At 52.7% G+C, this 14,902-nt stretch carries 10 protein-coding genes; 2 read left to right on the top strand and 8 right to left on the bottom strand.

Annotated elements, in window-relative coordinates; all coding sequences use genetic code 11:
• Positions 1-336: 336 nt before the first annotated feature.
• On the top strand, positions 337-963 hold the full coding sequence (gene ycaC, locus OGY71_RS19875; protein ID WP_003035746.1) for an isochorismate family cysteine hydrolase YcaC: 627 nt from the start codon (positions 337-339) through the stop codon (positions 961-963).
• Between the two features lie 110 nt (positions 964-1,073).
• On the opposite strand, the gene OGY71_RS19870 is transcribed toward ycaC, so the two are convergent.
• The 8 genes from OGY71_RS19870 to lrp form a co-directional block, all read right to left on the bottom strand.
• Positions 1,074-1,937 (bottom strand): dimethyl sulfoxide reductase anchor subunit family protein, encoded by an 864-nt coding sequence (locus tag OGY71_RS19870; RefSeq protein WP_003831906.1) that lies wholly within the window; start codon positions 1,935-1,937, stop codon positions 1,074-1,076.
• Between the two features lies 1 nt (position 1,938).
• Positions 1,939-2,556 carry a dimethylsulfoxide reductase iron-sulfur subunit DmsB gene (gene dmsB, locus OGY71_RS19865; RefSeq protein WP_003831905.1) on the bottom strand — a complete coding sequence of 206 codons (618 nt, stop codon included), beginning with the start codon at positions 2,554-2,556 and terminating at the stop codon, positions 1,939-1,941.
• A gap of 10 nt (positions 2,557-2,566) precedes the next feature.
• Entirely contained in the window at positions 2,567-5,011 is a 2,445-nt protein-coding gene (dmsA, locus tag OGY71_RS19860; RefSeq protein ID WP_063940624.1) for a dimethylsulfoxide reductase subunit A, read from the bottom strand.
• A 236-nt stretch (positions 5,012-5,247) separates the two neighbouring features.
• A complete protein-coding gene (gene serS, locus OGY71_RS19855) occupies positions 5,248-6,540 on the bottom strand; it encodes a serine--tRNA ligase (RefSeq protein ID WP_003831902.1) in 1,293 nt (430 codons plus the stop codon).
• Between the two features lie 92 nt (positions 6,541-6,632).
• Complete coding sequence (rarA, locus tag OGY71_RS19850) at positions 6,633-7,976, bottom strand: replication-associated recombination protein RarA (RefSeq protein WP_063940625.1); 1,344 nt, start codon at positions 7,974-7,976, stop codon at positions 6,633-6,635.
• A 10-nt stretch (positions 7,977-7,986) separates the two neighbouring features.
• Positions 7,987-8,598 carry an outer membrane lipoprotein periplasmic chaperone LolA gene (lolA, locus tag OGY71_RS19845; RefSeq protein ID WP_003831898.1) on the bottom strand — a complete coding sequence of 204 codons (612 nt, stop codon included), beginning with the start codon at positions 8,596-8,598 and terminating at the stop codon, positions 7,987-7,989.
• A gap of 111 nt (positions 8,599-8,709) precedes the next feature.
• Entirely contained in the window at positions 8,710-12,735 is a 4,026-nt protein-coding gene (gene ftsK / locus OGY71_RS19840; protein WP_286613570.1) for a DNA translocase FtsK, read from the bottom strand.
• A gap of 134 nt (positions 12,736-12,869) precedes the next feature.
• Positions 12,870-13,364 carry a leucine-responsive transcriptional regulator Lrp gene (gene lrp / locus OGY71_RS19835; protein WP_002439523.1) on the bottom strand — a complete coding sequence of 165 codons (495 nt, stop codon included), beginning with the start codon at positions 13,362-13,364 and terminating at the stop codon, positions 12,870-12,872.
• 547 nt (positions 13,365-13,911) lie between these two features.
• Here lrp and trxB point away from each other — a divergent pair.
• Positions 13,912-14,880, top strand: coding sequence for a thioredoxin-disulfide reductase (trxB, locus tag OGY71_RS19830; RefSeq protein WP_045441247.1), 969 nt, complete (start codon positions 13,912-13,914; stop codon positions 14,878-14,880).
• Positions 14,881-14,902: the final 22 nt, after the last annotated feature.

Genomic DNA, 14,902 nt, shown 5'->3' with positions numbered 1-14,902 from the left:
TAAAAACATTGTCAATCGGCGGAATCAGAGGGCTGAGGCGCTTTCTGGTCGATCGATTTGCATTACTGATTCTTAATGTGAATAGATAAAAAACACAAAAACACATCTGCTTGTTTTTATTGATCTAAAACAAAAATCTCGCGTTACGTTCAGTCGAAAAATTTCATGGACTCCCCTTACTTTTATTTCTTACTAAACTCTATGCGGGATGCTGAGCTGCATTGTCTTCAAAATAGAACAGTGAGTTCCTATTTATCTATCTAATCCAAATATCGTTCTTTTCGTAGACTTAAACTCATCAAATTTCCCCCACTGATACTGAACAGGAGAAATACCATGACTAAACCTTACGTAAGACTTGATAAAGACAATGCGGCAGTACTGCTGGTCGACCATCAGGCTGGCCTGCTCTCTCTGGTTCGGGATATCGATCCCGATAAATTTAAAAACAACGTGCTTGCGCTCGGTGACTTAGCAAAATACTTCAACCTCCCAACCATTCTGACAACCAGTTTTGAGACAGGACCAAACGGACCGCTGGTACCGGAACTGAAAGCTCAATTTCCCGATGCGCCCTACATTGCTCGCCCAGGAAACATTAACGCATGGGATAACGAAGATTTCGTGAAAGCAGTAAAAGCGACCGGCAAAAAGCAGCTGATTATCGCTGGTGTCGTGACGGAAGTTTGCGTCGCTTTCCCAGCGCTCTCGGCTATTGAAGAAGGTTTTGACGTCTTTGTTGTCACCGATGCTTCAGGCACGTTTAATGAAATTACCCGCCATTCAGCATGGGATCGGATGTCTCAAGCAGGCGCTCAATTGATGACATGGTTCGGAGTAGCATGCGAACTGCACCGCGACTGGCGCAACGATATCGAAGGTCTGGCGACGTTGTTCTCTAATCACATTCCGGATTATCGCAATCTGATGACCAGCTATGACACGTTAACTAAGCAGAAGTAAAGACTGGGGCAAAACCCTGGCCTGACATGTAGCCGGATAGCGCGCAGCTTTAAGGCCTACGGATATTGTAGGCTTGATAAAGCACGAGCCGCCATCCGGCATATTATGGATTAACTCGCCACCGCCATACCGACGGTCATATGCAGCCCGTAGAACACGCCACGACCAATCAGCTCGCCGACTAACAGCAGAATAAACGCGACAGAAAGCAACGGAACGGCAGGCTGGTAACCCTTCACTTGCGGTACTATCCAGCAGCATAGCGCTAAGGCCAGTGCCACAATCCGCCACGCCATCAGCGAACCGTAATCCGGAACCAGCGCAGAGGCCTGTTGAATCGAACTGTGGATTGTCGCCAGTTCAGTCCCCTGCATTACCGACATGATGGCGCTCACGACCAGAGCAAGCACTGATATAGCCGGCAGCAGACGCATCGCCCAACCATCCACGCCAGCAATTCTCAGTAACAGATATCCCAGCAGCGGACCGCCCATAAACATCGTCAGGAAGAAGCCCAGCGGTGTCCAGACGCTGTACCAGGTCGGTACGGTATCGATGGTGTTATACACGCGCACCATCATCCAGACAAAAACCACACCCAGCACCATGGTGACAACTAACCACAGATTGCGTAATGCGGGCGACATTTTCTTCAACATAGCCAGCAGCCAGCCGATACCGCCAACGGCAAAGAAGAGTGAGCCGCTGGCAATTTCGTTACTCAACGCAGATGACCCAACGCGATTGAGTGAGTTAAAGGCGCGCATCGGTGAGCCCAAATGGAGCATGGAAGCAATAAATCCAATGCCCATTAATACCCACAGCCCAAACATGCAGGTAATTACGCGTTGCTGCGATTCTGGGCGTAAGCCCCCTTTCATCAACGCCAGCGCCAGAACGATAAAACCGCCAACCACACACTGCCCGAAGACCGTGAAGATCATCAGCGGCCATTCATGCCATCCACTTCCCATCTTACACCTCCTTCGGATTAGCCAGATAACCTGTGGTATCGCCGGTCGGGCGGCTATTGGCGTTAGGTTTGATAACAATGCTCGGTTTGGTAAAGTGCGCGCCCGGCAATGGCGCAACCGCAGCCAAAGTACCGTGTTTTTTGCGCAGTTCATCAATTGGGCCAAAATCCAGCGCACGCAGTGGACAAGACTCGACGCAAATAGGTTTCTTACCTTCAGCGACGCGCTCATGGCAACCATCGCATTTGGTCATATGTCCTTTGTCAGCATTATACTGTGGTGCGCCGTAAGGACAGGCCATGTGGCAATAGCGACAGCCGATGCACACATCTTCATCGACAACGACAAAGCCATCTTCACGTTTGTGCATCGCACCGCTCGGACACACTTTGGTACAGGCCGGGTCTTCACAGTGGTTACACGCAATGGAGAGGTAATAGGCAAAGACGTTCTGATGCCAGACGCCGTTGTCTTCCTGCCAGTCACCGCCCGCGTACTCATAAATGCGGCGAAAGCTGACTTCAGGGGTTAAATTTTTGAAATCTTTGCACGCCAGTTCGCAGGTTTTGCAACCGGTGCAACGGCTGGAATCAATAAAAAATCCATACTGGGTTGTCATCGGTTACTCCTTACACCTTTTCAACCTGAACAAGGTTCGTGTGTGATGGGTTCCCCTTCGCGAGAGGAGACGGACGCTGGGTCGTCAGGACGTTAATACAACCGCCCTGGTCCACGCGTTTTGCGTCCGGGTCATACCACGCCCCTTCGCCCAATGCCACCACGCCAGGCATCATACGCGGCGTTACTTTCGCCTCGATGTGCACTTCACCACGATCGTTAAAGATGCGCACCTTGTCGCCGTTGTTAATGCCGCGTCGCTGTGCATCCATCGGGTTGATCCACATTTCCTGACGGCAGGATGCTTTCAGAACATCCACGTTGCCATAGGTCGAGTGGACGCGAGACTTATAGTGGAAGCCGGTCAACTGCAGAGGGAATTTCTCCACCAGCGGATCGTTTAAGCTCTCAAAGCCTGGGGTATAAATCGGCAGTGGATCAATCACATCACCTTCCGGCAGTTCCCAGGTTGACGCGATCTCGGCAAGCTGCTGCGAATAAATTTCGATCTTACCTGACGGCGTGGTCAGCGGATTGGCGTTAGGATCCTCACGGAACGCCTTGTAGGCCACGTGATGTCCCTGTGGGTCGCGCTGTTTAAAGATCCCCTGCTTGCGGAATTCTTCAAACGTTGGCAGTTCAGGAATGGCTTTTCGCGACTGCTCGTACAGATGACGCATCCACTCTTCCTGAGTACGACCTTCTGTAAACTGCTGCTCAACACCAAGGCGTTTCGCCAGCTCACTGGTCATCTGGTAGATAGTCTTGCATTCGAAGCGTGGTTTGATCGCCTGATCGGTGAAAATCACATACGACATATTTCCGCAGGAGGCATCCAGTGCGAAGTCCATCTGCTCCGAAGCGGTGCAGTCCGGCAGCAAAATATCCGCGTATTTCGCCGAGGAGGTCATATGACAGTCGATAACAACGATCATCTCGCACTTCTTATCATCCTGTAGGATTTCATGTGTGCGGTTGATATCAGAGTGCTGGTTAATCAGACAGTTACCGGCATAGTTCCAGATCATCTTAATCGGAACATCGAGTTTATCTTTACCACGAACACCGTCACGCAGCGCCGTCATCTCCGGACCTCGCTCAATGGCGTCCGTCCACATAAACATAGAGATGCTGGTTTCGACTGGGTTTTCCAGCGTAGGCATACGTTCAAACGGCAAACTGTATGAGCCCTCACGCGCCCCGCTGTTGCCGCCGTTAATCCCAACGTTACCGGTAAGGATTGCCAGCATAGAAATGGCACGGGTCGCTATTTCACCGTTAGCATGACGCTGCGGTCCCCACCCCTGACTGATATATGCCGGTTTAGCGCTACCGATTTCACGGGCCAGTTTGACGATTCGATCAGCAGGAATACCGGTAATTTGCGCTGCCCATTCCGGGGTCTTGGCGATACCGTCTTTGCCCTGCCCAAGAATATACGCCTTATAGTGACCGTTTTTCGGTGCGTCGGCCGGTAAGGTTTTCTCGTCGTAACCCACGCAGTATTTATCAAGGAACGGTTGATCGATCATGTTTTCGGTGATCAGCACATACGCCAGACCATTAACCAGCGCCGCATCGGTACCTGGGCGGATCGGGATCCATTCATCTTCACGACCCGCGCCGGTATCCGTGTAACGAGGATCGATAATAATCATGCGGGCATTGGATTTTTGTCGCGCCTGTTCAAGGTAATAGGTTACCCCACCCCCGCTCATACGGGTTTCACCTGGGTTATTCCCGAACAGAACCACCAGCTTGCTGTTTTCAATGTCGGACGGGCTGTTACCGTCTGCCCAGCCGCCGTATGTGTAGTTCAACCCGGCAGCGATTTGCGCTGAAGAGTAGTCACCGTAGTGGTTCAGGTAGCCGCCACAGCAGTTCATCAACCGTGCCACCAGTGTTTTGCCTGGCGGCCAGGAGCGTGTCAGGGTGCCGCCCAGCGTACCTGTGCCGTAGTTCAGGTAGATAGACTCGTTGCCGTAGTCTTTGATAAGACGCTGCATATTGCTGGCAATGATGTCGTAGGCTTCATCCCAGCTGATGCGCTCAAATTTCCCTTCACCACGTTTACCGACGCGTTTCATCGGGTATTTCAGACGGTCGGGATTATAAACGCGACGACGCATGGAGCGACCACGCAGACAGGCGCGTACCTGGTGCAAGCCGTCATAGTTGTCATCACCGGTGTTGTCGGTTTCAACATACTTTATTTCACCGTCTACCACGTGCATACGCAGAGGACAGCGGCTACCACAGTTCACCGTACACGCGCTCCATATGACTTTCTCATTGGCCTGTGTCGGATTAAGGGCTTCTGCAGCATTTGCAATACGGGTAAATGGCAGGGTAAACGCGCTACTGGCCGCCGCCAGTCCGCCTATCGCCGTCGTTTTCACCAAACCTCGGCGACTAACCTCAGCTGCCAGCATGGCATCGGGGATCTTAGTTTTCATAGTGGCTCACTCTGCTGCTCACAATAAACAAAAGAGAAATACTCGTTATGTAGATTTTTATATAGCGTATATGTCGATATACAGACTGGTAGATACCGAATTTGCGAAAAGACAGAGATAAATACTGACTTTCATTCGAAGGCAGTATTACTCCTATGGAGGTAGGCGTTATTGTCCGACGTCAAACGGGCATAAAAAAAGCGCCCTAAGGCGCTTTTTTAGCAAAGAAAGGTAGCTTAGCCGATAAATTCCAGGCCATTCATGTACGGGCGTAACACTTCCGGAACCTGAATACGGCCATCAGCCTGCTGATAGTTTTCCATCACCGCAACCAGCGTACGTCCAACCGCCAGACCGGAACCGTTCAGCGTATGTACTAAACGGGTCTTTTTGTCGGATTTGCTGCGGCAACGCGCCTGCATACGGCGAGCCTGGAAATCCCACACGTTGGAGCAAGAGGAGATTTCGCGATAGGTGTTCTGCGCCGGGATCCACACTTCCAGATCGTACGTTTTGCATGCGCCGAAGCCCATGTCGCCTGTGCACAGGATGATCTTACGGTACGGCAGGCCCAGCAGCTGAAGAACCTTCTCGGCATGGCCGGTCATTTCTTCCAGCGCGTCCATAGAGTCTTCCGGGCGAACGATCTGCACCATTTCAACTTTATCGAACTGGTGCATACGGATCAGACCACGGGTATCACGACCGTAAGAACCTGCTTCAGAACGGAAGCACGGCGTATGCGCGGTCATTTTGATCGGCAGCGCATCTTCGTCAATGATTTCGTCGCGAACCAGGTTGGTCAGCGGAACTTCTGCCGTTGGGATCAGCGCATAGTTGCTGCTGTCAGCTTCTTCATCCAGCGGACGGGTGTGGAACAGATCGCCAGCAAATTTCGGCAGTTGCCCTGTTCCGTACAGCGTGTCATGGTTAACCAGATACGGAACGTAGTTTTCGCTGTAACCATGCTGCTCGGTATGCAGATCCAGCATGAACTGAGACAGCGCACGGTGCATGCGCGCGATCTGCCCTTTCATCACGACGAAACGAGAGCCGGTCAGCTTAACCGCAGCGGCAAAATCAAGACCCGTGTGCATTTCACCCAAGGTAACGTGATCGCGCACTTCGAAATCAAACTCACGCGGAGTACCCCAACGGCTGACTTCAACGTTGTCATTTTCATCTTTACCCACCGGAACGTCGTCCGCTGGCAGGTTAGGAATGGTCAGCGCAATGTCGCGGATCTCGGCCTGTAAGGTATCAAGTTCAGCTTTCGCGGCATCCAGCTCTTCGCCCAGTTTGTTCACTTCCAGACGTAAAGACTCGATATCTTCCCCGCGCGCTTTTGCCTGGCCGATGGATTTCGATCGAGAGTTACGCTCTGCCTGCAGGTTTTCAGTTTGTACCTGCAGAACTTTACGACGCTCTTCAAGAGCGCGCAGCTTATCTACATCCAGCTTAAAGCCCCGGCTTGCCAGTTTTTCTGCGACTGCGTCTGGCTCATTACGCAGCAGATTGGGATCGAGCATGCTTATCCTGTGCTTATCGAATTAAAATAGGAGAAAGTGACCACAGCCTGCGGTCACAGGGATACAGAGACAACATTACCGCAACGATAACACTAACGGTAGCGTTTTATAGGGCTATTTTGATCCTGTCCGGCGAGCCAGGCGAGCTTTTCGCCAATCTTGCCTTCAAGACCTCTGTTTGTGGGGTGATAATAGCGCGTTTGTGCCATTTCCTGCGGGAAGTACTCTTCTCCGGCGGCATAGGCATTTGGTTCATCATGGGCGTAACGATACTCCTGACCATAGCCCATTTCTTTCATCAGCTTAGTTGGCGCATTGCGCAGGTGGACCGGCACGTCGTAATCCGGACGTTCGCGGGCATCAGCCAGCGCGGCTTTGAAGGCGGTGTAAACCGCATTACTTTTCGGCGCGCAGGCCAGATAAACAATCGCCTGAGCAATCGCTCGTTCACCTTCCGCGGGTCCCACGCGGGTAAAGCAGTCCCATGCGGAAATTGCCACCTGCATGGCGCGAGGGTCGGCATTGCCCACATCTTCAGAGGCAATCGCCAGACAGCGACGAGCAACATACAGCGGATCACCACCTGCACTAATGATGCGCGCATACCAATAAAGTGCCGCATCCGGGGCGCTGCCGCGAACCGATTTGTGTAATGCGGAGATGAGATCGTAAAAGCGATCGCCTTTATTATCGAAACGCGCGCTGCGTTCACCGGCAATTTCAGTGAGCAACTTGGCCTTCAATACGCGCTTGCCAGAATCATCAACTTCGGCCATATCGGCCATCATTTCCAGCGTATTCAGCGCTCGCCGCGCGTCGCCATTCACCAGTTCAGCAATCGCCCGACGCGTCTCTGGAGGCAGAACGATATCCTGGGCGCCGTAACCCCGCGCTTTGTCTGACATAGCCTGGTCCAGCACCTGTTCAATATCGTCGGTGGTTAACGACTTCAGTAAGTAAACGCGCGCACGCGACAGCAGCGCCGAGTTCAGTTCAAACGAGGGATTTTCTGTGGTGGCGCCAATAAACGTGATGGTACCGTCTTCAATATGCGGTAAAAACGCATCCTGTTGGCTTTTATTAAAACGGTGAACTTCATCCACAAACAGGATCGTACGCCGGCCCGCGTTACGATTCTGACGCGCACGCTCAATCGCTTCACGAATTTCTTTTACGCCAGAGGTAACTGCCGAAATTCGTTCAACATCGGCGTTAGCGTAACGGGCAATAACTTCGGCAAGCGTGGTTTTCCCCGTCCCCGGCGGCCCCCATAAAATCATGGAGTGCAGGTGCCCGGCCTCGATGGCGCGTGGCAAGGGTTTACCCGCAGCCAGCAGATGCTGCTGGCCGATGTACTGCGCTAAATTTTCTGGCCGCATACGTGCGGCCAGTGGCTGAAAGGTATTATCAGAAAAGTCGAGCGACAGATTGCTCACTCACACGCCTCTACTTACGTTGATCGTCAACCGTTACACCTTGCGGCGGGGTAAAGGTAAATTTCGAAGGTTCAATCGCACCATTTTGCTGGGATTTCAGCTGATAGCTGCTGCGCTGATCGTCTTGCTCAACGGCACTAAACTGGTGGATCGTCCCGTCCCGCCCAACATTGATAGTAAACTGCTTCAGGTTACCGCTGCTGGTTTTTGGCGTCAGCACGAAATCGTCGCCGTTTTGCTTAATGTTGTACTGTTGCCAGTCGCTGGCCTGGTTACGCGCAATCAGCATAAACGGAGTGTTACCCGTGGCGTCTTTCAACCAGGTCGCAGTCGCCTGCTCAACAAACGGGTTAAAGAACCACAGCGTTTTACCATCGGAAACCAGGATGCTCTCGTCAGGCTGCGTCATATGCCAGTTAAACAGATTAGGGCGTTTAACCCATAAGTCGCCCTGACCTTCCTGCACCGCCGCGCCGCTACCGTCCGTGACCTTCTGAGTAAAGCTGGCATGGAAGCTACTGACTTTATCCAGACGGCTTTTCAGGTCGCTGGCAGCGTCAGCCCAGACGCTGCTCACCACAAAGCTAGACAGTAATGCACAGGTGATTGCGATTCTTTTCATCGTTATTCCTCAAAATACGTCACTCCCAACGGGGAGATCCCTCTGCTATCCATTTCAGGCCAAAAATCAGCATGAGGAAAGTAGAAAATACTGAATTACTTAACTTTGCAATCATTCGAAGGGCGGCGGAGCCAGCACTTCACGATTACCATTATGCCCTTGTTCGCTGACTATTCCCTGCGCTTCCATCTGTTCGATGATGCGCGCCGCTCGGTTGTAACCGATACGGAACTGACGCTGGACGCCGGAGATTGAGGCTTTGCGTTTCTGAGTAACAAAGTTCACCGCCTGATCGAACAGCGGATCCAGTTCTTCGCCACCATCAAAGCCGCCACCGCCGCCTTCGCTTTCGCTGTCAGAGGTAATGCCATCAACGTATTGTGGACGGCCGCGCGCTTTCCAGTCCTGAACTACCGCGTGAACTTCTTCATCGCGTACAAAGGCGCCGTGTACACGTACAGGGATCGTCGAGTTTGGTGCAGAATAAAGCATGTCACCCATACCCAACAGCGATTCCGCGCCGCCCTGGTCAAGGATGGTACGCGAGTCAATTTTACTGGACACTGTAAAGGCGATACGCGTCGGGATGTTCGCTTTAATCAGACCGGTGATAACGTCAACTGATGGTCGCTGGGTTGCCAGCACCAGATGGATCCCCGCCGCACGCGCTTTTTGCGCCAGACGAGCGATCAGTTCTTCCACCTTTTTGCCAACGGTCATCATCAGGTCAGCGAATTCATCCACCAACACCACGATATACGGCAGTTTTTCCAGCACCGGATGCTGAACATCCATGCTGTCGCCCGGCTTCCAGTATGGGTCTGGAATCGGACGTCCCATACGGGCGGCTTCAGCAATCTTATCGTTATAACCGGCAAGGTTACGCACGCCAAGCGCCGACATCAGTTTGTAGCGACGTTCCATTTCATTGACGCTCCAACGCAAGGCATTGGCGGCATCTTTCATGTCGGTCACAACTTCAGTCAGCAGATGTGGAATACCTTCATAAACAGAAAGTTCCAGCATTTTCGGGTCAATCATGATAAAGCGAACGTCTTCCGGCTGCGCTTTGTACAGCATGCTGAGGATCATGGCGTTCACCCCAACAGACTTACCGGAACCGGTTGTCCCTGCCACCAGCAGGTGCGGCATTTTAGCCAGATCGGCCACCACCGGTTCGCCTGCAATATCTTTGCCCAGCACCACAGTCAGCGGAGATGAGTTATCACGGAATTTAGCGTTATCCAGTACTTCACGCAGATAAACGGTTTGACGTTTTTTGTTCGGTAACTCCAGTCCAACATACGGTTTGCCTGGAATAACCTCGACCACACGTACCGCCGCGGTCGACAATGAACGCGCCAGATCTCGTGACAGGTTAGAAATACGCGCCGCTTTAACCCCTGGAGCCAGATTAAGCTCAAAGCGGGTAATCACCGGGCCAGGAGAGTAGTTCACCACATCGGCTTTAATGCGGAAATCCGCCAGACGCGCTTCCACCAGACGTGCCATTTGTTCTAGTGCGAACGTATCTATCGGCTCAACTTCGCTCGGCGGCGGCGTGAGCAGATCTAACGATGGCAGCGGCGTGCTTGGACGGTGCGCCGGACGACTATCCCCATTACGCATCAGCAGCGGATGGATCAGACTATCCTGCGGCGGCGGTGTAACAGGCCGCGCTGGCTGCTGATAATGCTGCTGCGGTGCAACTGGCTGCGCTGGCTGTTGATAATGCTGCTGCGATGCAACTGGCTGCACCGGTTGCTGGTAGTGCTGCTGCGATGCAACTGGCTGTGTCGGTTGCTGATAGTGCTGCTGCGGTGCAACTGGCTGCGCCGGTTGCTGATAATGCTGCTGCGGCGCAACTGGTTCCTGGTACTGCGGCGCGGGCTCCGGCATTACGCCAGGCGTAAACAGCGGCTCATGCGGCCCCTCATCCACCAGCGTTTTCATTGGCGAAAATTCAAAGTCATCGAGGGAGAATGGATTCGCTCCGGCAGGCTGTTCACCGGAATAACGCTGCTGCTGAGAAGACGCAAACTGGCGAGCAAGCTCCGCTTCTGCGGCTGAATCTTCGTCATCAGTCTGGTGGGTATCGTCCTGATACTCTTCGCCATAACGATGCTGCTGCGACTGAGCGAACTGACGTGCCAGCTCGTCCTGCTGCATTGCATCCATTTCATCGTCACTGTACGCATCTGTATCAAGCTGCTCTTCGCGCGCTTTCTCTTCAGCCATACGCTGTGACGGCAGTTTTATGCCATATGAAGCCAGCTCACGACGAGTAGGCACGCGCACACGATTCGGACGCGGCAACTGCGGGCCAATGCCCTCTTTCACCTGCGGACGCGGCGTACCGCTGCCTGCAAGGCTAAAGACAGGTGCTGCGGCAGCGGCACTCGCCCCTAACGCGGCGCTTTTTACGCCAGCGGCCAGCGGTGCAACGGCAGCAACAGATTCAACGGGCGGTATGGATGCAGTCGTCGGCATAGACGGCGTAGACGGCTTAACACGCTCAGGCTCCTGAGCAGGTTCTGGGATCGGTTGATACCATGCGGCCAGTTGCTCACGCTCACGCGCACGTTTCTCTTCGACTTCTTCAAAGTAATAGAGCGGCGGACGAGTCGGTTTAACTTCTTCAACCACCGGCTCAGGTTCCACCACTGTTGGTTGTTCAACCACAGGCTGCTGGAACGTAGTGCTCTGTTGAAAAGTTGGATCCTGCTGATAAACAGGTTGCTGCACAGGCTCCGGCTGATAAGCAGGCTGCTGGAATGCGGCGTTCTGTTGAGAGGTTGGATCCTGTTGATAGACAGGTTGCAGCACGGGCTCCGGCTGATAAACAGGTTCCGGCTGCGGCGCGACAGGCTGCGTATAAACAGGTTCAACGGGCTGCTGTGCGTAATATTGCGGCTGCGGACTCTGCTCCACAACCGGCTGTTGCCATGGCTCATACGGCTGCTGCACCGGAGGTTGCGCGTACTGGGCTGGCTGCGGATAACCTTCAGGCGCTGGTGCAATCGCGGCATCACCGGTTTGCGGGCCAGGCACGGGCTGCCAGGCCACAGTTGGGACCGGTTGCTCCATAACAGTGTTGGTCACGGGAGACGTTTGCAGCAACGGATCAATCGGTGCGCTCCAGGCCTGAGCGGCCGTTGTAGCTGCAGCTGCTGCAGCCACAGGCTCGGTCACCGAGTGGCCGTTAAGGAGCGGATCAAGTTCGTCATATTCAGGCAGCGTCGCGCGATTACCGGAAAACAGCACATCATTAGGATCGGCAACCACGCCACGGGCGCTGTATTCAATTTCGTCTTCATCATCCATGCGTTTGCCGGAGAACAGCGCCGCATCGGTATGACGACCAAGCGGGTTGGTAAATTTCTCCGCCAGACGTTTACGGCGCGCTAACGCACCGCGCAGAATACGAGCCCGGCGCGATTCATGGGGTTTGCCATCAGCGGCGTCGACAGACTCTTCTTCGTCTTCATATTCTTCGTCATCGACCCAGGTATCGTCGCGGCGGGTACGGTTGCTGGCAAACGTCAGGATATTGAGTAACCAGCCGCCCAGTTTTTCCGCAATGCTCACCCATGACCAACCGGTGAACAGCGTTAATCCCGCAGCCCAAATGCACAACAACGTCAGCGTGCCGCCGCTGCTGTGCAGCAATGGTTGTAGCGTGGTGCTGAGCAGACTGCCGATCACGCCGCCAGAGGCGAAATACCAGATATCATCGGCGTTAATTGCGGCCAGCCCGCAGGAAGTGAGAATCAGCGCCAGAACGCCAATAATGCGCAGCGAGACGGCAAAATAATCGACGTATTCGTCGCTGGCCTGATGTCGCCAGGCAAACCAGCAGCCACCGACAATGATGACGGGGATAGTGTAGGCCATGACGCCAAAAATAAAGAACAGCGTGTCCGCCAGCCATGCTCCAGGTATTCCGCCCAGATTATGGATAGGCTCATGCCACGCGGTTTGCGACCAACTGGGATCCGAAGGGTTAAAGCTGAGTAAGGCAGCCATCAACCAGACGGCAAAAAGGGCAATAAGGATCAGTAGCGCTTCCAGAAGTCGGCGCCCGCTGCTTAACTTCGTCAATGTGACGTCTTTGTCTTCAGTGTATTCCTGGCTCAAAAACGGCTCTCCAGGTTTCGGGCTTTTCCTGCCCGATGCTAAAACGGACAACAGCACCGGGTTGCCCCGGCACTGTTGCTGTATGGATTAACAGGAGTGTAATCAAACTGCGTCGATTTTGCACCTGTTCCGTGTTAGCGCGTCTTAATTACCAGACGATTGCTCTGTTTGACTTCTTCCATTACTACATAAGTACGTGTGTCATTCACGCCAGGCAGACGCAGCAGGGTTTCCCCCAACAGCTTACGGTATGCCGACATATCCGGTACGCGTGTTTTCAGCAAATAGTCGAAATCACCGGAAACCAAATGACACTCTTGAATTTCTTCAAGTTTTTGTACTGCAGAGTTAAATTGTTCAAACACATCCGGGGCGCCACGATTCAGAGTAATCTCAACAAAAACCAGAAGTGATGCATCCAGATAATGCGGGTTTAACAGCGCTGTATAGCCCTGAATAAAACCCTGTCTTTCCAACCGACGCACACGCTCAAGGCAGGGCGTTGGTGAAAGTCCCACACGTTTAGAAAGCTCGACGTTAGAAATACGCCCATCCTTTTGCAGCTCATTAAGAATGTTACGATCGATACGGTCGAGATCTTTGCCAGGGCGCTTCTTACTATCTACCATTATTATTGTCTCTCTGTATTCCTTCCCTACTCCTGCCTGACTCTACCAACATCACTGTTCAGAGTCGCTACCCATCAAGATAAACCGCAACCCAGAGGGATTTTCGGTTCGCAATGTCTGGGTTTATGGTGAGAAGACCGTTGCCTGTCGGCGGCTATCGACATCACGAATGGCATCTGTCCACACCATGCGTAGATTTCGCTAACACGGTAAACATGGTATCTACATGCATGATTATGCAGCACATACATGACACAGTTTTTTTCTTCCTTGAATGTTTTCGCAAAACAGCAGGGGATTGTCAAAGCAAAACATCGATTTTTAGTACAACATGCCAGTTATTCATTCGCAGTGATGGAAAATCGTCATTTTATCACCTTATAACTGACCGATTTTAAGTAGAAATCGTTATAGTATTACGACTAATTCTGCCGTTCATCGGTTCCCGCTATTACACATATTGTTAACAAAATCGCCATACTCTTTTTTTACGCCTGTAAATTCCCTACAATCCTGCTCATTGCCTGCTAACAACTATGGGGATCTCATGGGCACAACCAAACACAGTAAACTTCTTATTCTGGGCTCTGGCCCTGCGGGGTATACCGCTGCGGTCTACGCTGCACGCGCGAACCTGCAACCGGTACTGATTACCGGTATGGAAAAAGGTGGTCAGTTGACCACAACAACAGAAGTGGAGAACTGGCCTGGCGATCCGCACGATCTCACAGGCCCATTGCTGATGGAACGCATGCACGAACATGCGACCAAATTTGAAACTGAAATTATTTTTGATCATATCAGCAAAGTTGATCTGCAAAACCGCCCTTTCCGTCTGACCGGCGACAGCGGTGAATACACCTGTGACGCACTGATCATCGCCACCGGTGCGTCAGCACGCTACCTGGGTCTGCCTTCAGAAGAAGCCTTCAAAGGCCGTGGCGTTTCCGCCTGCGCGACCTGCGACGGTTTCTTCTACCGTAACCAAAAAGTTGCGGTGATCGGCGGCGGCAACACCGCTGTTGAAGAAGCGCTGTACCTGGCGAATATCGCATCTGAAGTGCATTTGATTCACCGTCGCGACAGCTTCCGCGCCGAGAAAATCCTGATCAAGCGTTTGATGGATAAAGTCGAAAACGGCAACATCGTGCTGCATACCCACCGCACACTGGAAGAAGTGACCGGCGATCAAATGGGCGTAACCGGACTGCGCCTGCGCGATACGCAAAACACTGACAACGTCGAGTCACTTGACGTTGCAGGGTTGTTTGTCGCTATCGGCCACAGCCCGAATACCGCCATTTTTGACGGTCAGCTTGAACTGGAAAATGGCTACATCAAAGTTCAGTCCGGTATTCATGGTAACGCCACCCAAACCAGCATTCCGGGTGTATTCGCCGCCGGTGACGTGATGGACCATATTTATCGCCAGGCGATCACTTCAGCAGGCACCGGTTGCATGGCTGCGCTTGACGCAGAGCGTTATCTCGACGGTCTGGCAGACGCTTGCAAATAAGTTTTACAAATCAGTAACAAAA

Source organism: Citrobacter sp. Cpo109, assembly GCF_030332565.1.
In the GTDB taxonomy this organism is placed as follows: domain Bacteria; phylum Pseudomonadota; class Gammaproteobacteria; order Enterobacterales; family Enterobacteriaceae; genus Citrobacter; species Citrobacter portucalensis.
Note: the sequence above shows the minus strand (reverse complement) of the source record. Positions and strands in the feature narration are given on the sequence as shown.